This is a genomic window from Mesorhizobium sp. WSM4976, assembly GCF_029625685.1.
In the GTDB taxonomy this organism is placed as follows: domain Bacteria; phylum Pseudomonadota; class Alphaproteobacteria; order Rhizobiales; family Rhizobiaceae; genus Mesorhizobium.
The window spans coordinates 1-21,879 of record NZ_JARTVT010000006.1; the positions used below are offsets into that span (position 1 = coordinate 1).

Sequence of the window (21,879 nt, forward strand, 5' to 3'; positions counted from 1 at the left end):
GGCACCCCTTACGATCCCCAAAAACACCCCGCCGCAAACGCCTTGCTCACAACAGGTTGACACAGGAAGTCTCATGCCGCCTGCCTTTCGCGCCGGTTGATGGCTTGGCGAAGCGCCGAGGCCGCCTCGAGCAGTCGTTCGATCAAGCCGGGATCGAGCCCGGCATCGCCGAACGCGGCCTGCCGGAACACGCCATAGCGTGCGCGTTCGGCCTCGGCCAGCAGCCACACGATGCGTACGCCGTTGGGCGTGATCAGCAATTCCTTGGCGCGCCCTTCGGCAAAGATGTCGATGTGGGAGGCGATCAGATCCTGCGGAAAGGCGACGCCTTTGCGGTCCGTCCTGAGCACCGCGTCGGCGGGAAAGCCGAGCACCTTCGGCAGCGTGTGTGGCAGATGGTCGAAATTGGAGAATGTCGTCGCCGAATTTGGCCGCATCATCATGTCGAAGACACCCCGTACCGCGACCGGCTCGGTGACCGAAACGCTGAGCCAGCGCGTCGGCAGCTTTCGCGTGGCCAGCGTGTCAACGATGGTGCGGACCTGAACGCGCTGGCCGTTCCAAGAGCCGGCCCAGGTAACGACGCCGGCGGTGCCGTCGGAGATATCGGCGGCATCGGGAACGACGCTGCGGATACTCGCCATATCGGCGGCCAGGGCCGCCTTCGCCCTGTTGCGGCTGGCGCGCGCCAGCCAGGCGATATGAACAGCGACCGCGAATGCGATCGACCCGGCAAGCAATACTGACGTCAATTCCGACATTTCGACACGCCATGGCCCGCCGGCGACAGGCGGGCCTTCACTCCACTCAATAACCCTGCGGCTTCGGCCACGGCATCGAGAACTGGTCGCCGCGCCGTACGAACTTGTAGCGGTAGAAGTGGAACCACAGCGAGATCAGGAAATAGAAGATAGTCATCGCGATCAGCTGCGAGCCGAAGCCCAGGAAGATGGCGAAGAAAGTGACCATGCACAGGCAGAACAGGACGATCGCCGGCAGCGGATGGAAGGGATGCGTGTAGCCCCGGCGGATCGAGCCCAGGGGCCACTTCTTGCGGAACATCATGATGTTGATGCTCATGAAAGTGTACTGAAGCACGCCCGACAGGATCGAGAAGGTGATCGCCTGGTTGAGGTCGGCGATGAAGGCGAAGGCCAGCGCGATCGGCAGCAGGAACAGGATGGAGCGATAAGGCGTGCGGTATCTCGGATGCACGGCGGAGAACCAGCTCGGCAGGTAACGGTCGCGGCCGAGCGAGAACCAGGCACGCGCCGCGTCGTTGATGCAGCCATTGGCCGAGGCAAGTGCGGCGAGCAGCGTCGCGATGAACAAAAGGTTCTCCAGCAGCGGGCTGCCGGTGAGCTTGCCGGCGTCCCAAAGGGGGTAATAAGTAATCCCGAGATACTCCCAGGGCATCAGCGAGGCGCAGACATACCAGGTCATCGCCGCTGCGATCAGAAGCGTGATCATGCCGGCCATGGTGCCGTAGGGCAGGGAGCGCGCCGGCGAGCGCACTTCCTCGGCCGCCTGGGTGGTGCCCTCGATGCCGAGATAATACCAGATGCCGAACTGGAAGGCAGCGATGACGCCGATCCAGCCATAGGGCAGCGCGTTGCCGGGCGTGACCAACTCGTTGAGCTTCAGCACCGCGCCTTGCGTCCACGGGCTCACCGAGAAGAACAGGATGACGATCGAGATATAGGCGATGGCGGTGATGACGAAATTGACGTTGAGCGTCATCAGCACGCCGCGATAGTTGAGCCACGCCAGCACGACAATGGTCGCCGCTATGAAGGAATTGTGCGTCAGTCCTTCAACCCCGGCCTTGGCGACGATGGTGTCGCCAAGCAGGATCGCGTCCGACACTTCCAGCATCGTGTAGGCAAACACCAGGAACAGCGCGACGTTGAAGGCCATCAGCGGCCCGACAATGTGCTTGGCCTGTGCGTACTGGCCGCCGGCGGCGGCTACGGTGGACGTCACCTCCGAGTCGATCATGGCGACAGAGGTGTAGAGCAGTCCGACGATCCAACAGACGATCAGCGCGGCCAGCGCGCCGCCCTTGTCGGCCGCGAAGTTCCAGCCGGTGAACTCGCCGACCAGCACGATGCCGACGCCGAGTGCCCAGACATGGGCGGGGCCCAGAACCCGAAGCAGCGAGACCCTGTCGCCGTGGATCGTAGTCGTTAGTCCCGTTTCAACCGCAGCGGTCATCGTCAGTCCCCACTCAGATCCGGTGTTTCTCGGATACGGCTTCAAGCTCACCCTCACGCGAGGACGTCAGCACGGCTTCGGAATAGGTCGTGTCGACCTTGAACCAGTCGTAGAGCATCCACGCCGCAAGCACGGCCGCAATTCCCCAGCAAACGTAAGACAATCCCATCCACATGATGTTTTCCCCGAGCTATTTGTCGTCGAACTTCTCGTTGATGACCTCGCGATATTCCTTGTCGGAGGCGCGGAACAGGAAGACGAAATAGGCGATCAGCACGATCGCCATGATGATCAGCGTCGGCCAGTCGATAATGTAGTGGAAGCGGTTCTGGATGATGTCGTGCGCCGTCTCCGGCGTGTAGCCGAGCTTCTCCCAGATCGAGGCCATGGTGGCGTTCTGGCCGAGCGCGTCCCAGGTCTTGGCATCGAGCGGGTCGATCGACTTCGCCGCCCCGGCGAGTCCGAGCTTCAGCGGCAGCCAGAGCGCCACGAAGATGGCGACCACTACGACTGCGATGTCGAAGACCTGTCCGGCCTTGCTCTGCTCCGGCGGGGTATAACGGGCCATGGGTTCTCCCTTCAGGATTGGCGGTTGCGAGCCGCGTCGGCGTTCTTGATGTCGAGGCCGTAGATGAAGTCCTTGTCTTCCTTGTAGTGGTTGAGCATCGCCAGGATGGCGGCGGTGTTGAAGATCAGCACCGCGGCAGCCGCGATCACCACCACGAGCTTGATCCCGCTGTCGGGGATGTAGGCCCAGGTCATCAGGAGGACGAAGAGGATCGTCGCCCACAGGCAAACAATCAGGAGCACGGATCCACGCACGTCGGAGCGGTACAGCGCTTCGATGCGCTGCTGCAGGTCGGACATCGGTTTTTCCCCTTCTGGCGACGTCCGGCCCCGAAATCGACCGGGCGTCCACTCTTTCAACAGAGTGAAATTTTTTTCATAGATTCCGCTCGATTCCCGAAATTGTCAAGCCGGATTTGCGCGCCACAAAGCGTTTGTCCACGGGCAGGAAATTTGCCTGACAATGAAATTATTTGCTTCAAGGGGATTGCAGGGCTTAGCCGTTTGCGGTCAATATTCGAGCAAGCTCCGCCACCAAGCAGGAGCAGGGAACAGCAACCGCTTAAAGCGACCTAATCGCACGGAGGACGATCGGATGACGGCATCCTGGAGATTCTCGACCCTGGCGGATCGCCATCGCGCGCTCGGCTCGAAGCTCGAGGACTGGAGCGGCATGGGCACCGCCTGGACCTATGACAAGGACGCCAACGAGGAATATGTCGCGATCCGCACCAAGGCCGGCCTGATGGATGTCTCCGGCCTGAAGAAGGTCCACATCACCGGGCCGCATGCCTCGCATCTCATCGACCTCGCTACGACGCGCGATGTGGAGAAGATCTATCCCGGCAAGTCGGCCTATGCCTGCATGCTGAACGAAGCGGGAAAATTCACCGACGACTGCATCCTGTACCGCATCAGCCCGAACTCGTGGATGGTCGTGCACGGCTCGGGCACCGGCCATGAGGAGTTGCAGCGCGCTGCCATGGGCCGCGATGTATCGCTGCGCTTTGACGACAATCTGCACGACCTGTCGCTGCAGGGGCCGACCGCCGTCGATTATCTCGCCAAGCACGTGCCCGGCATCCGCGACCTTCCTTACTTCCATCATATGCAGACGCAGCTCTTCGGCTTCCCGGTGATGATCTCGCGCACCGGCTACACCGGCGAGCGCGGCTATGAGATCTTCTGCCGCGGCCAGGATGCCGGCACGATCTGGGATACGATCCTCGAGGAGGGCAAGAGCGCCGGCATCATCCCGTGCCGCTTCACCACGCTCGACATGCTGCGCGTCGAGAGCTACCTGCTCTTCTACCCCTACGACAATTCGCAAAAATATCCGTTTGAGAACGAAGGCCCCGGCGACACGCTGTGGGAGCTCGGCCTCGACTTCACCGTCAGCCCCGGCAAGACCGGTTTCCGCGGCGCTGAGGAGCACTACCGGCTGAAGGGCAAGGAACGCTTCAAGATCTATGGCATGCTGCTCGACGGCAAGGAACCGGCCGATGAAGGCGCGCCTGTTTATCGCGACGGTAAGAAGGTCGGCGTGGTCACCTGCGCCATGTATTCGCCGCTGGTCGAGAAATCGATGGGCATCGCCCGCCTCGACGTCGACTGCGCGGTCAAGGACACCAAGCTCGAGGTGCGCAACAGGAGCGGCTCGATCAAGGCGACGGCGCAGCCCTTGCCGTTCGACGATCCGAAGAAGACCAAGCGCACCGCCAAGGGCTGAGACAGCATCACGGGGAGGGTTTTCGAGGCACTAGAGCATGATCCCGAAAAGTGGGAACCGGTTTTCGGAAAAGATCATGCTCCAACTGATCTAAGGTAGAATGGCAGCTAAGACGATCATCAGCCGGCCCATTTACGGAACGCTCTCTCCGCAGCCCGGCAAGCATCATCTCTTCATCGCCGATGCTGAAGGCGCGCTGGCGATCACTGATATGGCCGGCAAGGCTCCGCCCGGCTTTTTCGACGGCGCGGAAATCGACTTCATTCCAGGCCCGGAAGGTAAGCACATCGCGGCCCTGGAAGCATTGAAGCCGGCGCAACTCCATCTGTCGCCATCCTTCGCCAGCCTCCTGCCGCGTCTTAAGCAGACGCTGACCAACGCCCATATGGGATTGCGTCTCTATCTTGCGGGCACCGAGGGGCTGATCGGCCAGGCCATGCAGGTGGCGCTCGAAGCCGGCATGGACCACACCTCGATGCAGACCGAGCATCGCGGCTCGCTGGCGCGCCGCATGCAATGCGTGCACTGCAAGGGCATCACCGAGAATGTGACGACGCAGCCGGCGCTCTGCTCGCATTGCGGCCTGCTGCTTCTCGTGCGCGATCATTATTCGCGGCGCCTGGCCGCCTTCCAAGGCGTGTGCATCAACGCCGAGGATCGCTCGGAGATTCCTCCGATGGAGGAGACCTTCCCATGAGCACCGGCACCACCAAGCTCGATGTCGTAGTCAGCGATGTCGTCCCCGTCAACGAGCTGGTCACGCGCTTCCATTTCCGTCGCCGCGATGGCGAGTTGCTGCCGACTTTCTCCGGCGGCGCCCATGTCGTGGTCGAGATGCGCGACGGCGACCGCACGAGGCTCAATCCCTATTCGCTGATGGGCTCGCCGCTCGATACGCGCGAATACACGATCTCGGTGCGTCGCGACGATGTCGGCCGCGGCGGCTCGCTGTTCATGCACCGGCAGGTCAAGCCCGGCCTGGAGATGGTGATCAGCTATCCGGTCAACCTGTTCTCTCTGGATCTCAGGGCGAAGAAGCACCTGATGCTGGCCGGCGGCATCGGCATCACGCCGTTCATGGCGCAGACCTCGCAACTGGCGGGTGCCGGCGGCAATTTCGAGCTGCACTACACCTGCCGCACTGCTTCGCTCGGCACCTATGCCGATGTCTTGCAGCAGCGCTATGGCAACCGCGTCCATCTCTATCACGATGACCGGGAAGAGCGCATCGATCTCGACCGGCTCCTGTCCTTGCAGCCGCTCGGCACGCATCTCTATGTCTGCGGCCCGGCCGGCATGATCAACTGGGTGCGCGACCGAGCGGCGGCGCTCGGCTGGCCGCCGGAGACGGTGCATTTCGAGCACTTCGCCGCGCCCCAGCCAGGCGCGCCCTTCGACGTGACCTTGGCAATCAGCGACACGACGATTCGCGTCGGCGAGCAGCAGAGCCTGCTCGAGGCGATCGAGGCGGCCGGCGTCGATCCGCCCTATCTCTGCCGCGGCGGTGTCTGCGGCCAGTGTGAGACCAATGTGATCTCCTACGACGGCAAGTTCATCCATAACGATCACTGGCTGAGCGAGGAAGACCACCGTTCCGGCTGCAAGATCATGCCTTGCGTCTCGCGCTTCGAGGGCAAGTCGCTGGTCCTGGAAAGATAGGAGGCGTCAATGGGCATCACCTTTCGCAAGGAAACCTTTCGCGACGACTACACCTTCAGGAACAGCCCTGAGCACATCAGGCGCTTTCCGTTCCCGTTCAATGAAGACGCCTACATGTACGCGGTCAACATCGAGCCGCATGTCGTCGGCCCGAAAGGCAGCGTGCTGGAAAACCTGATCGATGTCGACGAGCACTATGTCGCCGAGATGCAGGATCGCGCGTTGGTGCTTGCCGAGGACCCGCTGCGCTGCCAGTCGCTGCCGCACATGACTTTAGCCGGTTGGGACCTGCTCGAGCTTCTGATGGAGCAGCAGGCACTCGGCTATCCGGAGCATTTCACGTTGGAGCGAAACGGCGACCGCTGGCGCTGGATCAACCGGCCGCTCGGCATCGACGACACCTTCACCTTCGGCGACACCTCGACGCTGCCCTACGGGCCGATGGAATACATCACCCGCCAGAGTCAGGGCGATTTCTGCATTCTCGACCAGCGCGACGGCAATCTGTGGATGGACGCCGGCATGGTCACCACCCAGGCCGACTGGTCGCTCGATTTCGACATCGGCATGAACTTCTTCGAGTGGCATGCGCCGGTGCCGCTGGCGCACGAGAAGGGCATCTTCACCCGCGCGCTGAAGTTTCTCACGAACATTCAGCAGGGCAAGCCGGCCAGGCGTCTCAACTGGACGATGACCATCAATCCGCGGCTCGACACCAGCCCCGAGAATTATCACAAATGGGGCCCGGACCGCGCCACGATCACGCCCGAGAATGTCGGCCAGAAAGTGCATCTGCGGGTCGAATTGCAAAGCTTCTGGCGGCTGCCGCGCTCCAACGCCATCGTCTTCCCGATCCGCTGCTACCTGATCAAGATGGACGAGCTGGTCACCCAGCCGAAATGGGCGCGCCGACTGCACCGCGTCATCCGCGACCTGCCGGAAGAACTTGCCACCTACAAGGGCCTGACGCGGTACAGGCCGACGTTGGTGGAGTGGCTCTCAAAGCTCGACGACGGCAGTCCGACCAGCCCGGGGTTTGGGCCGGATTGAACCGCTGATTTCCGCCTTGGCGCCCTCGGCGCCGACGTTGGACATTGGCCGAAACCCACGTGACGTCCTCATACTCGGGCTTGACCCGAGTATCCTTGCCGCGACCTCGGGCGCAGGGTGCAACGGCGCGGAATTCCGTAACCATTGCAACGCTTTAGCGTCACGGCATGGATTCTAGGGTCTGCGCGCGTCGCTTCGCTCCTTGCTTCGCCCTAGAACGACGAAGCGCGGTAAGGAGGAGACCAGCCAATCATCCAGCGCTGTTCTGCGGATAGCAGATGATCGACAGATACCGCATCGGCAGCTGCGTCAGCTCTTCCGGCCCGTGCGGCGCGTCGGCATCGAAGAACAGGCTGTCGCCCGGCTTCATCGGGTAGAGGTTGTTGCCGTGCCGGTAAACGACCTCGCCTTCGAGCATGTAGAGGAACTCCATGCCCGCATGCTGGAAGGTCGGGAACACGTCCGAATTCTCGGTCAGCGTGATGAGATAGGGCTCGACCACGACGCCGCTGGTGTTGGCGCCGATATGGCCCAGCAGATTGTACTGGTGGCCGGCGCGCGTGCCGCGACGCTCGACATCGACGCCTTCGCCCGCCTTGACAAAGACGGCGCTGTGCTCTTCCTCGAAACGACGAAAGAAAGCGGTCACCGGAACGCCCAGCGCCCGCGATAGCGCTTGCAGCGTCGTCAGCGACGGCGAGGTGATGCCGTTCTCGATTTTCGACAGCATGCCGAGCGAGATGTCGGTGGCTGCGGCGAGATCGGCGACGGTGATACCGAGCTTCTTGCGGAACGCCCGCACCTCATGGCCGATCGCCACTTCGAGTACCTTTTCGCGCGTGTCGCGGATGGCGTGCGGATCCTGCGTCAGCGGCGTGCGGATCGTGCGCCCGTTCGGGCCAATGCTCTTCAGCGATGGCTTGGTCTTGACCGCCACAGGGCTCCGACTAGGCTTGGGATCGGAAGTCTTTTTTGTCATGTCGTCTCCCGTGAGAATCTGCCTATTATTTCACTCTAGGTGAACATATTCATTGCCGATACAGGAGCGCAACGGGTGCGCCAAGCCCTTGTGGCGGATTAGGGCCGTTTTCTGCCGCGCCTCGCCCCAACCGTTCCTCGCAGAAAGTTACCTCGGCGCAAGGCTGTTTCGGCGCAAGGCCAGTTGACAGCGTAGAAGGGCCAATTACTCTACTGAGAGTGAAATTTGTTTCGCTGGGGAAATGAGAACGGGAGACCCGCCATGAAAAGTCGCGTTGCCGTCATCGGAGCTGGGCCATCCGGCCTGGCGCAGCTTAGGGCCTTCAAGTCGGCTGCCGACAAGGGCGCCGAGATCCCGGAAATCGTCTGCTTCGAGAAGCAGAGCGACTGGGGCGGGCTGTGGAACTACACTTGGCGCACCGGTCTCGACGAGCATGGCGACCCGGTGCATGGCTCGATGTACCGCTATCTGTGGTCGAACGGCCCGAAGGAATGTCTCGAATTCGCCGACTATACCTTTGAGGAGCATTTCGGCCGGCCGATCGCCTCCTATCCGCCGCGCGCCGTTTTGTGGGACTATATCAAGGGCCGCGTCGAGAAATCCGGGGTGCGCAAATGGGTGCGGTTCAACACGCCCGTGCGCATGGTCACCTACTCGGACGAGACCGGGAAGTTCACCGTCACCGCGCATGACCGCACCAATGATGTCACCTACTCGGAAGAGTTCGACAATGTCGTCGTCGCCTCCGGCCATTTCTCCGTGCCCAACGTGCCCTATTTCGAGGGCTTTTCCACCTTCAACGGCCGCATCCTTCACAGCCACGACTTCCGCGATGCCATGGAGTTCAAGGGCAAGGACATCCTGATCATTGGCCGTTCCTATTCGGCCGAGGACATCGGTTCGCAGTGCTACAAATACGGCGCCAAATCGATCACCACCAGCTACCGTTCCAAGCCGATGGGCTTCAAATGGCCGGACAACTGGAAGGAAGTACCGCTGCTGCAGAAGGTCGTCGGCAAGACGGCGCATTTCCAGGACGGCACCACCAAGGATGTCGACGCCATCATCCTGTGCACCGGCTATCTGCACTCCTTCCCCTTCCTTACCGACGACCTAAAGCTGAAGACCACCAACCGCATGTGGCCGCTGGGTCTCTACGAGGGCGTCGTCTGGGAGAAGAATCCGAAACTGTTCTACATCGGCATGCAGGACCAGTTCTACACCTTCAACATGTTCGACGCTCAGGCCTGGTACGCGCGCGACGTCATGATGGGCCGCATCAAGCTGCCGTCGCCAGAGGCGATGGCCGAGCACAGCGCCAAGTGGCGGGCCCGCGAGGAGACGCTGGAAGACGCCGAGCAGATGATCTGGTTTCAGGGCGACTACACCAAGGAGCTGATGGACCAGACCGACTATCCGGGCTTCGACGTCGAGGCGGTCAACCACACCTTCATGGAGTGGGAGCACCACAAGATGGAAAACATCATGACCTTCCGCGACAACGCCTACCGCTCGCTGATGACCGGCACCATGGCGCCGCTGCACCACACCCCGTGGCTGCAGGCGCTGGACGATTCAATGGAGAGCTATCTCGAAGTGAAAGGCGTCGCGGCCGAGTAGGACGGCGCGCCTCCGCTCACATTCGTCAAGTCGGCAAGATGGGTGTCCCGCGGGGCACCCCATCGGTCTACCAGCAGACGTAGCCGCCATCGACGATCAGGTCGAGGCCGGTGACGAAGCTGGACGCGCGGCTGGCCAGGAACACGGTCGGACCGACCATCTCCTCCGGCGCCGCCATGCGCCCCATCGGCGTGTCGCGCTTGAAGATCTTTATTTCCTCCGCTACTTCGGGCCGCTTGTTCATCGGCGTCAGCGTGTAGCCCGGACTGACGACATTGACGCGCAGGCCACGGTCCGCCCATTCCATGGCAAGGCTCTTCGACATGTGGATGACGGCGGCTTTTGAGGAGTTGTAATGCGCCTGCGTCAGCCCCCGGTTGACGATGGTGCCCGACATCGAGGCGATGTTGATGATGGAGCCCGCTCGTCGAGGAAGCATGACGCGCGCCTCAGCCTGACAGGACAGGAACACGCCCGCGACATTGACCTCGTGCACCTTGCGCCATTTTTCCAACGGCATGGTCTCGGCCGGTTCCGATCCGGCAATGCCGGCATTGTTGACGGCGACGGTCAGCGCGCCGAGTTCGGCTTCGAGCCGATCGATAGCCGTGGCCAGGTCGGCTTCGGACGTCACGCTGCCCGTTAGCACCAGCGCCTTGCGGCCGAGTGTCTTGATCTTGTCGGCAGTCTGCTCCAGGCCGCCGTTCGAGGTATGACCGAAACAGGCGACATCGGCGCCGGCCTCGGCTAGCCCGATCGCGATCGCCTGGCCAATGCCGCTGCCGGCGCCCGTCACCAGCGCCACGCCGCCGTCCAGTTTAAAAAGATCCATCGCACCCTCCCTGATTGCGGGAAGGTATGCGCTGAATGGCGCGTCGATCAAGCGGCCTGATCTGGCAGCCGGAGGCATCGAGGTTCAGAAATATCCGTCCGATGCCGCCGTCGCTTTCTTCGGGATATCCACGCCGTCGACCAGGACCTTGTCGACCAACTCGTGATGAAAGCACACGAGGCCCTTGATGCGCTCGGCGTCATCAGCGCCCGATCTATCTTGCTTACCCGGAAAACCCTGTATCTTCCGATGCTATCGACGTTGCGCTCACGGGCCTGCGTATGCTCGCCAGGAACCTGTCGAACGACCAAGCCTTCGCGGAGAGCCATGCGTAATCAAGAATCTAAAGCGCATAGAGCGATCTGACAGATCGCGTCGCGCTTTAGCGAGGCGGCGTTCTGACCAGGCTCACGCCGGCTCCATTGTCTTTGGCTTTTGCAGCCTTGCCAGCTCCGCGTAGGGGATGTGGCAGCGGATCGTGTGTCCGGGTTCGGCCTCGGAAAGCTCCGGCTCCTGCGTCTCGCAGATGGCGCCGATCTTGCGTGGGCATCTGGTGTGGAAGACGCAGCCCGTCGGCGGGTTGGCCGCGCTCGGGATTTCGCCGTCGAGGCGGATGCGCGAGCTCTCCGTCCGGTCGAGTTTTGGAACGGCCGACAGCAGCGCTTCCGTATAGGGATGATGCGGGCCGGAGAAGACCGCTTCCGATGGCCCGAACTCCATGATGCGGCCGAGATAGAGCACGGCGATCTTGTCGGAGAGATAGCGCACCACTCCAAGGTCGTGCGAGATGAAGATGTAGCTCACATCCTGCTTCGACTGCAGGTCGGCCAAGAGGTTGAGGATCGCCGCCTGCACCGAAACGTCGAGCGCCGAGGTCGGCTCGTCGCAGACCACGATGCGTGGATCGCCGGCGAAGGCGCGCGCGATCGCAACGCGCTGCTTCAAACCGCCGGATAGCTGGCGCGGCTTGACCGCCAGATGCCGGTCGGTGAGCCGGACAGAACGGACCAGCTCTTCAAGCCTCGTGTCCAGCGCCTTGCCACTGAGGCCGCCCAGACGCTTCAGGGCGCGGCTGAGGATATGCCGGATCGAATGCGAGCGGTTGAGCGCGGAGTCCGGATTCTGGAAGACGATCTGCACCGCCTTGACCTGGTCCTCCGAGCGGCTGGCAAGCCGTGGCGCCAGCTTCTTGCCATCGAGCTCGATCGAGCCGCCTTCGTCGGGCGGGACAAGGCCGAGCAGGAGCCTGGCGAAGGTCGTCTTGCCGCTGCCGGATTCGCCGACCAGGCCGAGCGTCTCGCCGGGCCGCAGGCTGACCGAGACATCCTTCACCGCCCTCAGCGGACGGCCGTGGCTGGCATAGGTCTTGTTCAGCCCTTCGACCTGCAGCACCGGCGGCGCCCGCTTCGGTGCGACGGCAGGGATCTCGGCAGGCGTGGCGCGCGGCAGCGACTGCGCCTTGTCGTGGTAGTGGCAGCGCGACAGCCGCCCGTCGCCAAGTTCATAGAGCGGTGGCGGCTCGGCGCGGCAGCGTTCGGTAGCCAAAGCGCAGCGTTCGGCGAAGGCGCAGCCGACAATAGTGGCGCCGATGCCGGGCAGGAAGCCGGGGATGGTGTCGAGCCGGTCCTGGTCCTTGCGCTGGCCGCCGCGCGGCAGGCAGCGCAATAGCGCCACCGTGTAAGGATGGCGCGGGTCGTTGAAGACGTCCTTGGTCGAGCCTTCCTCGACCAGCATGCCGGCATAGAGCACGCCGACGCGGTCGCACATGTTGGAGACCACGGCGAGGTTGTGGCTGATGAACAGGATCGAGGCCGACAGCTCGCGCCGCAACTGGCCGATCAGATCGAGCACCTCGGCTTCCACCGTGGCATCGAGGCCGGTCGTCGGCTCGTCCAGGATCAGCATCGAAGGGTCATTGGCGAGCGCCATGGCGATCGCCACACGCTGCTGCATGCCGCCGGAGAGCTGATGCGGATAGCGCTGCATGACGCTGGCTGGATCGGAGATGCGCACCCGGTTCAGCATGGCGAGCGCCTTGTCTTCGGCCGCCTGCCCGGTGGTGCCCGCAAGCTCGAAGATCTCCGTCAGCTGGCGGCCGATGCGCAGCGATGGGTTCAGCGCCTTGCCGGGATCCTGATACACCATCGACACGCTGTCCGCGCGAGCGCGCCGCAGCGCTTCCGCGTCGAGCTTCATGACGTCCTTGCCGTCGAGCGCGATCGACCCGCCGGTGATGGAACCATTGCGCGGCAAATAGCGCACCACCGAGAGCGCCACCGTGGATTTGCCGCAGCCGGATTCGCCGACCAGCCCATAGGCTTCGCCAGCCTTGATGGTCAGGTTGAGATTGCGCAGCACCGCGCGGTCGCGGCGGCCGACCCGATAGGCGACCGAAAGGTCCTTCAGCTCAAGGGCGTTGGTTGCTTGCCCGGGGTCAGTCATTGAACGCTCCGTGGACGCCGTCGGCCACCAGATTGACGCCGATCACCAGCGAGGCGATGGCCAACGCGTCGAACAGCACCGTCCACCAGAAGCCGCCCCCGATCATGCCGTAATTGGAGGAGATCGACAGGCCCCAGTCGGGCGAGGGCGGCTGGATGCCGAAACCCATGAAGGAGAGTGTTGCCACCGCGAAGATGGCATAGCCAAGCCGCACCGTGGTCTCCACCAGGATCGGCGGAATGACGTTGGGCAGGATTTCGACGAACATGGTATGCAGCGCGCCTTCGTGGCGCAGCTTGGCCGCCGCGACATAGTCGAGCTCGCGTTCGGCCAGCACCGCAGAGCGCACCGTGCGCGCGATGATCGGCGCGAAGCTCAGGCCGATGACGACGATAACGGTGATCTTGGACGTGCCGAGCGCGACGATCGCAAGCAGCGCGATGATGACCACCGGGATCGCCATGAAGGCTTCGAGCACCCGGCTGACGATGTCGTCGACGATGCCGCGGAAATAACCGATAACGAGGCCGAGCGCCGTCCCGGCGATGGTTGCCAGGATCGTCGCCAGCGGCGCCACCGTCAGGATGTCGCGCGAGCCGACGATGACGCGCGAGAAGACGTCGCGGCCGAGCTGGTCGGTGCCGAACCAGTGGTCGGCCGATGGTGGCGCAAGCGTGTTGATGATGTCCGCGTCGAGAGGATCGTAGGGCACGAAATGTTCGCCCAACAGTGCGCAGATGACCCAGAACAGCAGTATGCCCAGGCCGGTCAGGAACGTGGGGGATCTCAGGAGTGTATGCAGCACCTCGCCCCAGGGGCTGCGCTGGGCAACAGCATCGGGGACGGCGGGGAGGGGTGGGCTGTCCGTTGCGCTCATTGTTCTGCCCCCAGGCGGATGCGCGGATTGAGCACGGAATAAAGGAAGTCGGCGACCAGGGTCGCCACCGCATAGACGATGCCGATGGTGAGGATTCCGGCCTCCAGCATCGGGAAATCCTTGCCGCGCGCGGCGGTGAAGATCAGCGAGCCGATGCCCTGGTAGCGGAACAGCGTCTCGATCACGACCAGTCCGCCGATGAGATAGCCCGTCTGGGTGGCGATCACAGTGATGGTTGGCAACAGCGCGTTGCGCAGCACGTGCCGCCAGATCACCGTGCGCCATGGCAGGCCCTTGAGCACGGCGGTGCGCGTATAGTCGGAATCGAGCGCCTCGATCATGCCGGACCGCGCCATGCGGGCAATGTAGCCGAACAGCACCAGGAACAGCGGCAGTGAAGGCAGGATAAGGTAATAGATCTGAGTGAAGAAGCCGGCCCCTTTCGGCCACGCAGCGGCGATCGGCAGCCAGCGCAGCCACACCCCGAAGATCAGGATCAGGATGATGCCGGTGACGAATTCGGGCAGCACCGTGACCGACAGGCCGCCAAGGCTGATGATGCGGTCGAGCGGCCGGTTGAGGTTGAGCGCGGCGATGACGCCGCCCAGGATGCCGATCGGCACCACCAGCACAAAGGCGATCAATGCCAGCTTCAGCGAATTGCCCAACGCATCGATGACGAAGGGGGCGACCGGCGCGCGGAAAATGTAGGACGTGCCCATGTCGCCATGCAGGAAATTCCAGATCCAGGTGCCGTACTGGACGAGCAGCGGGCGGTCGACACCGAGCGAATGGTTGAGCGCATCTACCGCGCGCTGGTCGGCGAACGGCCCCAATATGGCCCGCCCGACATTGCCGGGCAGCACCTGGCCGCCGAGGAACACCATGACGCTGAGCAGGAACAGCGTGACGAGCGACAGGGCCAGGCGCCGGACGAGGAAGACGAGGATGGCGAATACTCCTATTGGAGCCGGCTCCCCGTGGAGAGCCGGCTGTCGCGGATATGCTTGTTCGCTCTCGTCAGGCCTTCGACGCCTTGTCGAGGAAAAGCTGCGACATGGCGGTGGGCTGCACGCCCGTAACGCCTTTCGCCGTCGCCGTCAGGTAATCGTAGAAATAGCCGAAGACCACCGGCGTTTCCTCGAGCAGCAGCTTCTGGATCTTACCGGCGGTGGCCTTTTGCGCCTCGAGGTCGAGGGCCGCGATATAGCTCGCCGCCATCTGATCGTAGTCCTTGTTTTTGAAGTGGGCGGCATTCCAGGTGCCGTCGCTCTTCAAGGGTGCCGCCAGATAGACATTGGGAACGCCGCGGTGGCCGTAGTCGGTGATGCCCATCGCCGAATCCAGCCAGTTCGACTTGCCGAACACGGCGTCGCCGTAATATGCGCCCTGGTCGAGGATGTTGAGCTCGAGCTCGATGCCGATTTCCTTGACCCAGTTCTGGATAAGCTGGGCGTATTCCGGGATTTCGAGATAGCGCTCGGTGGTGAGGGTCATCTTGAAGCCCTGGGCGAGCCCGGCCGCTTCCATCAGCTGCTTGGCCTGGGCGATGTCCTGCTTGCGCTGCGGCACGCTGGTGTCGGTCGAGGGGTAGACGGGGGCGAACGGGCTGTCGTTGCCGAGCGCCGAGCGTCCCTTCATCAGGCCGGCGGCGAGTTTCTCGCGGTCGAGGCAGAGCGCGATGGCGCGGCGAACACGCGCGTCCTTCGTCGGGCCCTCATCGCAGTGCATATGCAGCTGCTGATGCGCGGACGATTTCAGGCTGATGATCGCGAAATTCGGATCGTTGAGGAGGGCAACGCCCGCCAGCACGGGCATCTGGTTGATGATGTCGATCTGGCCGCCCTGCAGCGCCAGGATCTGCGGCTGGATGTCGGTGAAGAAGGTGAACTCGGTGCGGTCCGGCAGGGCCTTGTCGCCCCAATAGTCGTCATTGCGAACGAAAGAGGCGCCGACCTTGGGTGTGTACTTCTCCAGCTTGAACGGTCCGGTGCCGTCGAAGCTCTGTTCGTAACCGCCCTTGTAGCTCGCCGGGATGATGACTGCGTTGTAGTTGTCCGAAGACACCATGTAGGGGAAATTGCCGTTCGGCGCGTCGAGATGGAATTCGACCGTGTAGTCGTCGACCTTCCTGGTGTTTCCCTTCTGAAGAATGCCGGTGAACACCGACAGCGCGTTGGAAGAGTTCGCCGGGTCGGCGAGCCTGTCGATGCTGGCCACCACGTCCTCGGCCTTCATCTCGCCGCCGGAATGGAATTTCACGCCCTTGCGCAGCTTGAAGGTCCACACCGTGCCGTCCTTGTTTGGCGCCCAGCTTTCCGCCAGCGCCGGCTTCAGCACGAGGTCCGGGCCGTCGACGCACAGAAATTCGGCCACCTGCTGCATCACGACAAGGCCACCGGCATCGGCGATGGTGACAGGGTCGATCGCCGCGGCCGGCACGCTGCTGCCGACGCGGATGGTGCCGCCGGCAGCACCTGCGGCGCGCGCGAGCGAGGGCGCGGCGCCGAAGCCGGCCGCCATGCCGATGCGGCCGAGCAGCGGCAGCGACAGGCCGAGCAGGCTGCCGTGGCGCACGAATTCGCGGCGACTGATGCGGCCGTCGACAAGGCCGTCGATCAGATGGTTTTCGAGGGGCGTGCGGCCACGCCGCAGCAGATCGAGAATGCGATAGTTCTTGCTCATGGGTCTATGCCCTTTCCCCAGTTGTTGTGGTTGGCGAGTGCATTCCAAATGATGAGTTCCGTGGAGTTCTCCTGTCCCGGCACACATCAGTATCGGTCGATATACAGTAGCATGCGGCTCCGACCGATCCATCCGCTGGTTGTGACGGAAAAGTCAGATTTTCTTGATGAATTGTCTGTCGGTCAGGCGACTTGTGGCCGCCTTTTTCCGGATAAGTCCTGCTAGCTTTTCGACATCCTCCTAATTCAGCGGCAGTCTGCGGTAGGTCCCGGGCTTTTCCGGGTCGTGATATTTGTTGCAGGGGCCGTTTTCGACGAAATCGCGATGGCAGGCGGCAAGCCGTTGCTGAGAAAGCGTGACCCCGAGGCCGTGGCCTTCCGGCACCGGCACAACATTGTTCCTCGGCGAAAACGGGCCTTCCTCGATGATGTCCATCGGCTGCATGCGAAACAGCGACTGGTTGGGCTCCCTGATCCAGCCGAGCGCGGCGCAAAGATGCAGGTAGCAGGCGCTGCCGATGCCGGTGTCGCCGCTGTAGCACCAGTAGTCGATGCCGGCATGCTCGCAGGCGCCGACGAAGCGCAGCATGCGGTTGATGCCGCCATGCGCCGTCGGGTTGCCGACGAAGGCATCCGGCACCTTCAGCTCCATGGCCCGCCCAATGTCGATGTTATGGGTCGAGAATGGGATCGAGCTATGCCGGCGCAATTCGCGCATTTCCTCGATGGTCGCTACCGGATCCTCCCAGTTGCGGACGCCGAGTTCTTCCAGCGGCCGTGCCAATTGGCGGGCGGTGGCCAGCGAGTAGGCCTGGTTGGAATCGACGCGGATCATCACGTCCTCGCCGAGCTTCCTGCGGATCAGCTCGACTATCTTCATCGAGACCTTCGGGTCCTGCGTCGAGAACTTGCCTTCGAAGAAGCTCGTGCCGTGCCGCTCGCTGAGCTCGACGCAGTAGTCGGCGACTTCTTCCGGCGTCTTCTCGCCTTTCACCTTGGCTCCATCGCCCCGCAGCGAGAAATAATCGGTGAAGGGGATGTCCTTGCGCACCGCGCCGCCAAGCAACTGATAGAGCGGCTGCTTCCAGGCCTTCCCACGAAGGTCCCACAACGCCATCTCGATGGCGCCGAAGGCCATGATGCGGGTGCGGTCGTTGATCGACTGCACGCCGCTCCAGAACGGCAGGCAGACTTCCTCCGCGCCGGCGATGTCGAAGGCATCACGCCCAATGAGTCTCGGAGCCAGCACGTCGTTGATGACGGCCGCCGCGCCCGGCGTCGGCGCCTCGCCGATGCCGACAAGCCCGTCCTCGGTCTCCACCTCGACGATGGTCGGCGAGAAGCCGTCGAGCTCGCCGAAGACCCAGACATAAGGGGCCTCAAGCCTGTAGTTGATCGGAGTTGCCTTGACGCGCCTGATCTTCATGTCAACCGATCTCGAAGAAGGGTTCGCCGAGCAGGCCGGGGTCCACGTCGATGCCGAGGCCGGGGCCGTCGGGAACGCCCATATGGCTGCCGGTCACCGGTGGCGCGTTCTTTGCGGTGCGCACCGTGACCCATTCGTGGAAGGCGATGGCGTGCAGCCGTCGCTCCGCCGGCGTCGACAGCGACAGATGCGCCATTGCGGCGGTGTCGATCTCGGCGCCTCCGGTGTCTTCCACCGTAATCACGAAGCCGAGATCAACGGCGACGTCGCGGATCAGCCGTGTCTGCGTCACGCCGCCCAGCCGCGAGATCTTCAGCGTCAGGCCGTCGGCGGCCCCGCGACGGTGGATTTCCAGCGTTTCGCTCAGCGACGTGACGGATTCGTCGAGTACCATCGGCTTGTCGAGCATGCGGCGCACCGACATGTTCTCATCCAGTGTCGTGCAGGGCTGCTCGAACGTGTAGTCGATGGACCGCGTGGCGTCGGCGAACTGACGCGCCTGGTACGGCGTCCAGCCGGCATTGGCGTCGCAGAAGATCACCGTGCCTTTAGGAACCGCCGAGGCCACGGCCGTTACCCGCTCGATGTCGTCATGCACATTGCCGCCGACCTTGACCTGCAGGCGCCGGCAGCCTTCGGAAATGATCCGCTTGGCCAATGCCGCCATCTGATCGGGCGTGCCGTGGGTGACGACCCGGTAGGTCTCCGCCATATCGCTCTCGCGGCCGCCGAGCATGGTCACCAGCGGCAGGTCGGCTGCGCGTGCGGCGAGATCCCAGCACGCCATGTCGAGCGCGGATTTGATGTAGGGGTGGCCTTTGAACACCGTGTCCATCAGCCGGCCGATGCTGGCCAGCCCGCGCGGATCCTGGCCGATGAGATGCGGCGCGATCTCCGGCACGCCCGCACGCGCTCCCGCCGGGAACGCGGCTGAATAGAAATTGCCGAGCGGTGCCATCTCGCCCCAGCCGGTCACGCCGCTGTCGGAGGTGATGGCGACGATCACCGCTTCGAAGCAGTCCGCGACGCGTCCCTTGGACATGCGGTAAGGCCCATCCACAAAGGGCTGGACGACGTGATAGGCCTTGATGCTCTCGATCTTCACTTCGCTGTCCGTCTGTCAGTTCTTCGATGCGCGCTTTTCGAGGCCGCGCGCGTAGGAAAGCAGCTCCTCGAAATCGAGGTCGATATGCTCGCGCGCATGGCGCTGGGCGGCTCGCATGTCGGCGCCTTTAAGCAGCGCCACATAGGTTTCGTGCACGTCCTCGGCCGGCACCGGTTCGTTGCGCGCCCGCTGATGCAGGGCGAAGTACATCTGCAGCCGGTTCGTCAGCCGCTGCCAGGTCTCGAGCAGCACCGAATTGTCGGCCCACTCGTAGATCAGCCCATGCAGCTGCAGCGCCGTCTCGATCTGGCGCGTGGTGTCCACCGCGCGCGTTGCCTGCTTCACCGCCCCGTGGCGGCGGTCCAGTTCGTCGAAGAAGCGTGGGTCGCGCTGCGGCCAGGCAAGCTCGATGGCAAATTCATCGAGGACTTTGTTGAACGAATAGGCGTCGATGATGTCCTTGGCGGTGACGTCGATGACGAAGGTCCCGGCATAGGGAATGCTGGTCAGGATGCCTTCCTGCACCAGCTCGCGCATGGCCTCCCGCAGCGGCGCGCGGCTTACCCGCATCTGCTCGGAAATCCTGAGCTCGTTAAGCTTCTGCCCCGGTTCCAGCTGTCCCGTCAGGATGGCGCGCCTGAGCAGGGCGACGATCTCCGCCCTGCGCGTCGTATCCGCAATCGGACGGAAATCCAGCTTTGCCATAGGTCGACTCCCAGCAGGAAACCCTGCAAGACAAGCAGATTGTCGACAATCTAGCAACAGCCGAATCCCACGAGCATTTGGATAGGTCGTCCTCAGGCGGCGCGGCCGTAGAAGCCGATCCTCTCTTCGTCGGTGAACATCACGCCGGGACGTTCGTAGTAGGAGAACACCGCGATCATGCGCTCGCGATTGCCCTCGACCGTGGTAACGCGATGCGCGGTGTTCTTGCCGCGGAAGACGTTCAACGTGCCGGCCTTGATGCGTAGGATTTTTGCCTCGGGATCGCGCCCTTCGAGCAGCTTGGCGACGCCATCATAATTCGGATCGTCATCCGAGCGCAGGTCGGTGCGGTATTCGAAGTCGCCGCCGCGCTCGGGCGCCTGCAGCAAAAGCGTCGTGGTGAATTCGGAGCGGTCGAAATGCCAGTTGAGCGCTTCGCCGGCGCGGTAGCCCATGACATTGGCGCGGGCGAGCGGATCCTGCATGACATGCAACTGCGGCTTGTCCATCGCCGCTGCCAGGAACCGCGCCAGCGGCTCGTATTCGTAGATCGACAAAATCGTGCTGCCGGGCATCTGATCGGCGCAGACCGTATGGCTGATCGTCTCGACCTTGCGCAGCGCCGGATGGTCGGGGGCGAGTTCCGGGATCGACGGCTTGAAGTAGATATTATGCATGCGCTTGTGGACATGCGAGCGCGTGTCCATCACCGGGCGGATTTCCGCGACGGCCTTCTCGGCGACGCCGGGGCGCAGGAACCCTTCGAGATTGAACATGCCGTTTGCCGCTAGCGCGGCCTTCGAATCGTCAACCAGCCGCTGCCATTCGGCACTGGCTTCGCGGTTCAGCGGGTAGCGGTCCAGGTCGAGAATGGTTTCGATCATAGCGTCCTCCAAAATCCGAGGTCACTACACCGCAAGGAAATCTTTGCGGCAACCTGGAAAATTGTTAGGCTCTCTCAAGAAAATCTTTCGAGGACAACAGCGCGTGGAAAAGCTTCCGCCATTGAATGCGATGCGGGCCTTCGAGGTGGCGGCGCGCGCCGGTTCCTTCACGCTTGCCGCGAGCGAGCTCGGCGTCTCCTCGGCTGCGGTCAGCCAGCAGATCCGCAACCTGGAGGACTGGTTCGGCAAGCAGCTCTTCGTGCGCAACGGAAACCGCATCGCGCTGACCGATGCCGGCCACGCCATCTATCCGCAGACGGCACATGCGCTGGGCGAGATCGCGGCGGTCGGCCGGCGCATGCTGGAGGGCGGCCTGCGCACGCGCCTCGTGGTGAGCGTGCCGTTCTCGCTGGCCGAGCTTTGGCTCGCGCCGCGATTGGCCGTGCTGCTCGACGGCTTTCCGCAAATGTCGATCGATGTCCGGGTCGAGGACGATCCTGTCGATGTCGTGCGCCAGAACATCGACCTTCGCATCTCCTATGGCGATTATCACTATCCCGCGCTGAAGATGGTCAGGCTCGTTCATGACGAGGTGCTGCCGGTCGCATCGCCTGATTTCTGGCAGCGCTACGGGAACGGGTCGTCCGGCCTCGCCGATGTGCATGAGAGCCATTTCATCCACACCAACTGGGGGCCTAACTATGCCTCGCATCCCAGCTGGGCGGACTGGTTCGCCGCCGCCGGCGGCAACCGCGCGCCCGATCCTTCCCATGGCCGCCGCGTCGGTCTCTCCAGCCTGGCGATCGCCGGCGCGCGGCTGGGGCTGGGGATAGCTTTGGGACAGAAGGTGATGGCGAACGCCGATCTCGAAGCGGGCCGATTGATCGCGCTGTCTTCCGTCTCGGTCCGCCTCGGTCAGCCCTATTGCGCCTTCATGCTGCCGGCCAAGGCCGAGCGCGCCGACATCGCCGGCCTGGTCGCGCTGCTTGCAGGCAATGCGGCGAAGCCAGGCATAGAGTCGCCGGGAGCCGTCTGACACTTCATAACAAAACGGCGCCCACGACGTGGGAGTCGAGGGCGCCGTCGGACCGGAAACTGATGGCGGT

21 protein-coding genes and 1 pseudogene are annotated in these 21,879 nt (G+C 63.1%); 7 read left to right on the forward strand and 15 right to left on the reverse strand.

Going from position 1 to position 21,879, the window contains the following annotated elements; genetic code table 11:
* Positions 1 to 71: 71 nt before the first annotated feature.
* Genes P9272_RS08770 through P9272_RS08790 form a run of 5 tightly spaced genes read right to left on the reverse strand, consistent with a single transcriptional unit; the run spans position 72 to position 3,081 of the window.
* On the reverse strand, positions 72 to 761 hold the full coding sequence (locus P9272_RS08770) for a hypothetical protein (RefSeq protein WP_278160228.1): 690 nt from the start codon (positions 759 to 761) through the stop codon (positions 72 to 74).
* 46 nt (positions 762 to 807) lie between these two features.
* Positions 808 to 2,214, reverse strand: a complete 1,407-nt coding sequence (locus P9272_RS08775) for an amino acid permease (protein WP_278160229.1) — start codon at positions 2,212 to 2,214, stop codon at positions 808 to 810.
* A gap of 13 nt (positions 2,215 to 2,227) precedes the next feature.
* Entirely contained in the window at positions 2,228 to 2,389 is a 162-nt protein-coding gene (locus tag P9272_RS08780; protein WP_128258956.1) for a hypothetical protein, read from the reverse strand.
* Positions 2,390 to 2,404: 15 nt separating this feature from the next.
* Positions 2,405 to 2,782 carry a hypothetical protein gene (locus P9272_RS08785; protein WP_112095210.1) on the reverse strand — a complete coding sequence of 126 codons (378 nt, stop codon included), beginning with the start codon at positions 2,780 to 2,782 and terminating at the stop codon, positions 2,405 to 2,407.
* 11 nt (positions 2,783 to 2,793) lie between these two features.
* Complete coding sequence (locus tag P9272_RS08790; RefSeq protein ID WP_112126004.1) at positions 2,794 to 3,081, reverse strand: hypothetical protein; 288 nt, start codon at positions 3,079 to 3,081, stop codon at positions 2,794 to 2,796.
* Between the two features lie 295 nt (positions 3,082 to 3,376).
* On the opposite strand from P9272_RS08790, the gene P9272_RS08795 reads away from it, so the two are divergent.
* From P9272_RS08795 to P9272_RS08810, 4 genes are all read left to right on the forward strand, one after another.
* Positions 3,377 to 4,510, forward strand: a complete 1,134-nt coding sequence (locus P9272_RS08795) for an aminomethyltransferase family protein (RefSeq protein WP_278160230.1) — start codon at positions 3,377 to 3,379, stop codon at positions 4,508 to 4,510.
* 100 nt (positions 4,511 to 4,610) lie between these two features.
* Positions 4,611 to 5,207, forward strand: coding sequence for a dimethylamine monooxygenase subunit DmmA family protein (locus tag P9272_RS08800; RefSeq protein WP_128258954.1), 597 nt, complete (start codon positions 4,611 to 4,613; stop codon positions 5,205 to 5,207).
* Positions 5,204 to 6,169 (forward strand): PDR/VanB family oxidoreductase, encoded by a 966-nt coding sequence (locus tag P9272_RS08805; RefSeq protein WP_278160231.1) that lies wholly within the window; start codon positions 5,204 to 5,206, stop codon positions 6,167 to 6,169. The genes P9272_RS08800 and P9272_RS08805 overlap by 4 nt, the downstream gene beginning before the upstream one ends.
* A 9-nt stretch (positions 6,170 to 6,178) precedes the next feature.
* Positions 6,179 to 7,219 carry a DUF3445 domain-containing protein gene (locus P9272_RS08810; RefSeq protein ID WP_278160232.1) on the forward strand — a complete coding sequence of 347 codons (1,041 nt, stop codon included), beginning with the start codon at positions 6,179 to 6,181 and terminating at the stop codon, positions 7,217 to 7,219.
* A gap of 250 nt (positions 7,220 to 7,469) precedes the next feature.
* Here P9272_RS08810 and P9272_RS08815 read toward each other — a convergent pair whose 3' ends face one another.
* On the reverse strand, positions 7,470 to 8,198 hold the full coding sequence (locus P9272_RS08815) for an XRE family transcriptional regulator (protein WP_278160233.1): 729 nt from the start codon (positions 8,196 to 8,198) through the stop codon (positions 7,470 to 7,472).
* Positions 8,199 to 8,459: 261 nt separating this feature from the next.
* Between P9272_RS08815 and P9272_RS08820 the strand changes: the two genes are divergently transcribed.
* Positions 8,460 to 9,818 carry an NAD(P)/FAD-dependent oxidoreductase gene (locus P9272_RS08820; RefSeq protein ID WP_278160234.1) on the forward strand — a complete coding sequence of 453 codons (1,359 nt, stop codon included), beginning with the start codon at positions 8,460 to 8,462 and terminating at the stop codon, positions 9,816 to 9,818.
* Between the two features lie 67 nt (positions 9,819 to 9,885).
* Here P9272_RS08820 and P9272_RS08825 read toward each other — a convergent pair whose 3' ends face one another.
* A complete protein-coding gene (locus tag P9272_RS08825) occupies positions 9,886 to 10,650 on the reverse strand; it encodes an SDR family oxidoreductase (RefSeq protein ID WP_278160235.1) in 765 nt (254 codons plus the stop codon).
* 203 nt (positions 10,651 to 10,853) lie between these two features.
* Here P9272_RS08825 and P9272_RS08830 point away from each other — a divergent pair.
* Positions 10,854 to 10,985: pseudogene (locus P9272_RS08830) on the forward strand (LysR family transcriptional regulator); the annotation flags it as partial.
* Between the two features lie 73 nt (positions 10,986 to 11,058).
* Here the strand turns inward: P9272_RS08830 and P9272_RS08835 are convergent.
* The 8 genes from P9272_RS08835 to P9272_RS08870 form a co-directional block, all read right to left on the reverse strand.
* Positions 11,059 to 13,092 (reverse strand): ABC transporter ATP-binding protein, encoded by a 2,034-nt coding sequence (locus tag P9272_RS08835; protein ID WP_278160236.1) that lies wholly within the window; start codon positions 13,090 to 13,092, stop codon positions 11,059 to 11,061.
* The gene (locus tag P9272_RS08840) at positions 13,085 to 13,969 is read right to left on the reverse strand and encodes an ABC transporter permease (protein ID WP_128258947.1); all 885 of its coding nucleotides are present in this window, start codon (positions 13,967 to 13,969) and stop codon (positions 13,085 to 13,087) included. The genes P9272_RS08835 and P9272_RS08840 overlap by 8 nt, the downstream gene beginning before the upstream one ends.
* On the reverse strand, positions 13,966 to 14,919 hold the full coding sequence (locus P9272_RS08845) for an ABC transporter permease (RefSeq protein WP_126078654.1): 954 nt from the start codon (positions 14,917 to 14,919) through the stop codon (positions 13,966 to 13,968). The genes P9272_RS08840 and P9272_RS08845 overlap by 4 nt, the downstream gene beginning before the upstream one ends.
* A gap of 70 nt (positions 14,920 to 14,989) precedes the next feature.
* A complete protein-coding gene (locus P9272_RS08850; protein WP_128258946.1) occupies positions 14,990 to 16,654 on the reverse strand; it encodes an ABC transporter substrate-binding protein in 1,665 nt (554 codons plus the stop codon).
* A gap of 240 nt (positions 16,655 to 16,894) precedes the next feature.
* Positions 16,895 to 18,079 (reverse strand): mandelate racemase/muconate lactonizing enzyme family protein, encoded by a 1,185-nt coding sequence (locus P9272_RS08855; protein ID WP_278160237.1) that lies wholly within the window; start codon positions 18,077 to 18,079, stop codon positions 16,895 to 16,897.
* A 1-nt stretch (position 18,080) separates the two neighbouring features.
* A complete protein-coding gene (locus tag P9272_RS08860; RefSeq protein WP_278160238.1) occupies positions 18,081 to 19,184 on the reverse strand; it encodes a mandelate racemase/muconate lactonizing enzyme family protein in 1,104 nt (367 codons plus the stop codon).
* Between the two features lie 15 nt (positions 19,185 to 19,199).
* On the reverse strand, positions 19,200 to 19,889 hold the full coding sequence (locus P9272_RS08865) for a GntR family transcriptional regulator (protein WP_128258943.1): 690 nt from the start codon (positions 19,887 to 19,889) through the stop codon (positions 19,200 to 19,202).
* Between the two features lie 92 nt (positions 19,890 to 19,981).
* A complete protein-coding gene (locus P9272_RS08870) occupies positions 19,982 to 20,773 on the reverse strand; it encodes a 2OG-Fe(II) oxygenase (RefSeq protein WP_278160239.1) in 792 nt (263 codons plus the stop codon).
* Between the two features lie 103 nt (positions 20,774 to 20,876).
* On the opposite strand from P9272_RS08870, the gene P9272_RS08875 reads away from it, so the two are divergent.
* The gene (locus P9272_RS08875) at positions 20,877 to 21,809 is read left to right on the forward strand and encodes a LysR substrate-binding domain-containing protein (protein WP_278160240.1); all 933 of its coding nucleotides are present in this window, start codon (positions 20,877 to 20,879) and stop codon (positions 21,807 to 21,809) included.
* Positions 21,810 to 21,879: the final 70 nt, after the last annotated feature.

What these genes read in the sequence shown, in the direction of transcription:
- P9272_RS08825 (WP_278160235.1), bottom strand. Translation starts at nt 10,650, where the DNA reads ATGGATCTTTTTAAACTGGACGGCGGCGTGGCGCTGGTGACGGGCGCC.
- P9272_RS08795 (WP_278160230.1), top strand. Translation starts at nt 3,377, where the DNA reads ATGACGGCATCCTGGAGATTCTCGACCCTGGCGGATCGCCATCGCGCG.
- P9272_RS08785 (WP_112095210.1), bottom strand. Translation starts at nt 2,782, where the DNA reads ATGGCCCGTTATACCCCGCCGGAGCAGAGCAAGGCCGGACAGGTCTTC.
- P9272_RS08815 (WP_278160233.1), bottom strand. Translation starts at nt 8,198, where the DNA reads ATGACAAAAAAGACTTCCGATCCCAAGCCTAGTCGGAGCCCTGTGGCG.
- P9272_RS08865 (WP_128258943.1), bottom strand. Translation starts at nt 19,889, where the DNA reads ATGGCAAAGCTGGATTTCCGTCCGATTGCGGATACGACGCGCAGGGCG.
- P9272_RS08840 (WP_128258947.1), bottom strand. Translation starts at nt 13,969, where the DNA reads ATGAGCGCAACGGACAGCCCACCCCTCCCCGCCGTCCCCGATGCTGTT.
- P9272_RS08855 (WP_278160237.1), bottom strand. Translation starts at nt 18,079, where the DNA reads ATGAAGATCAGGCGCGTCAAGGCAACTCCGATCAACTACAGGCTTGAG.
- P9272_RS08780 (WP_128258956.1), bottom strand. Translation starts at nt 2,389, where the DNA reads ATGTGGATGGGATTGTCTTACGTTTGCTGGGGAATTGCGGCCGTGCTT.
- P9272_RS08775 (WP_278160229.1), bottom strand. Translation starts at nt 2,214, where the DNA reads ATGACCGCTGCGGTTGAAACGGGACTAACGACTACGATCCACGGCGAC.
- P9272_RS08790 (WP_112126004.1), bottom strand. Translation starts at nt 3,081, where the DNA reads ATGTCCGACCTGCAGCAGCGCATCGAAGCGCTGTACCGCTCCGACGTG.
- P9272_RS08770 (WP_278160228.1), bottom strand. Translation starts at nt 761, where the DNA reads ATGTCGGAATTGACGTCAGTATTGCTTGCCGGGTCGATCGCATTCGCG.
- P9272_RS08805 (WP_278160231.1), top strand. Translation starts at nt 5,204, where the DNA reads ATGAGCACCGGCACCACCAAGCTCGATGTCGTAGTCAGCGATGTCGTC.
- P9272_RS08810 (WP_278160232.1), top strand. Translation starts at nt 6,179, where the DNA reads ATGGGCATCACCTTTCGCAAGGAAACCTTTCGCGACGACTACACCTTC.
- P9272_RS08870 (WP_278160239.1), bottom strand. Translation starts at nt 20,773, where the DNA reads ATGATCGAAACCATTCTCGACCTGGACCGCTACCCGCTGAACCGCGAA.
- P9272_RS08835 (WP_278160236.1), bottom strand. Translation starts at nt 13,092, where the DNA reads ATGACTGACCCCGGGCAAGCAACCAACGCCCTTGAGCTGAAGGACCTT.
- P9272_RS08800 (WP_128258954.1), top strand. Translation starts at nt 4,611, where the DNA reads ATGGCAGCTAAGACGATCATCAGCCGGCCCATTTACGGAACGCTCTCT.
- P9272_RS08850 (WP_128258946.1), bottom strand. Translation starts at nt 16,654, where the DNA reads ATGAGCAAGAACTATCGCATTCTCGATCTGCTGCGGCGTGGCCGCACG.
- P9272_RS08820 (WP_278160234.1), top strand. Translation starts at nt 8,460, where the DNA reads ATGAAAAGTCGCGTTGCCGTCATCGGAGCTGGGCCATCCGGCCTGGCG.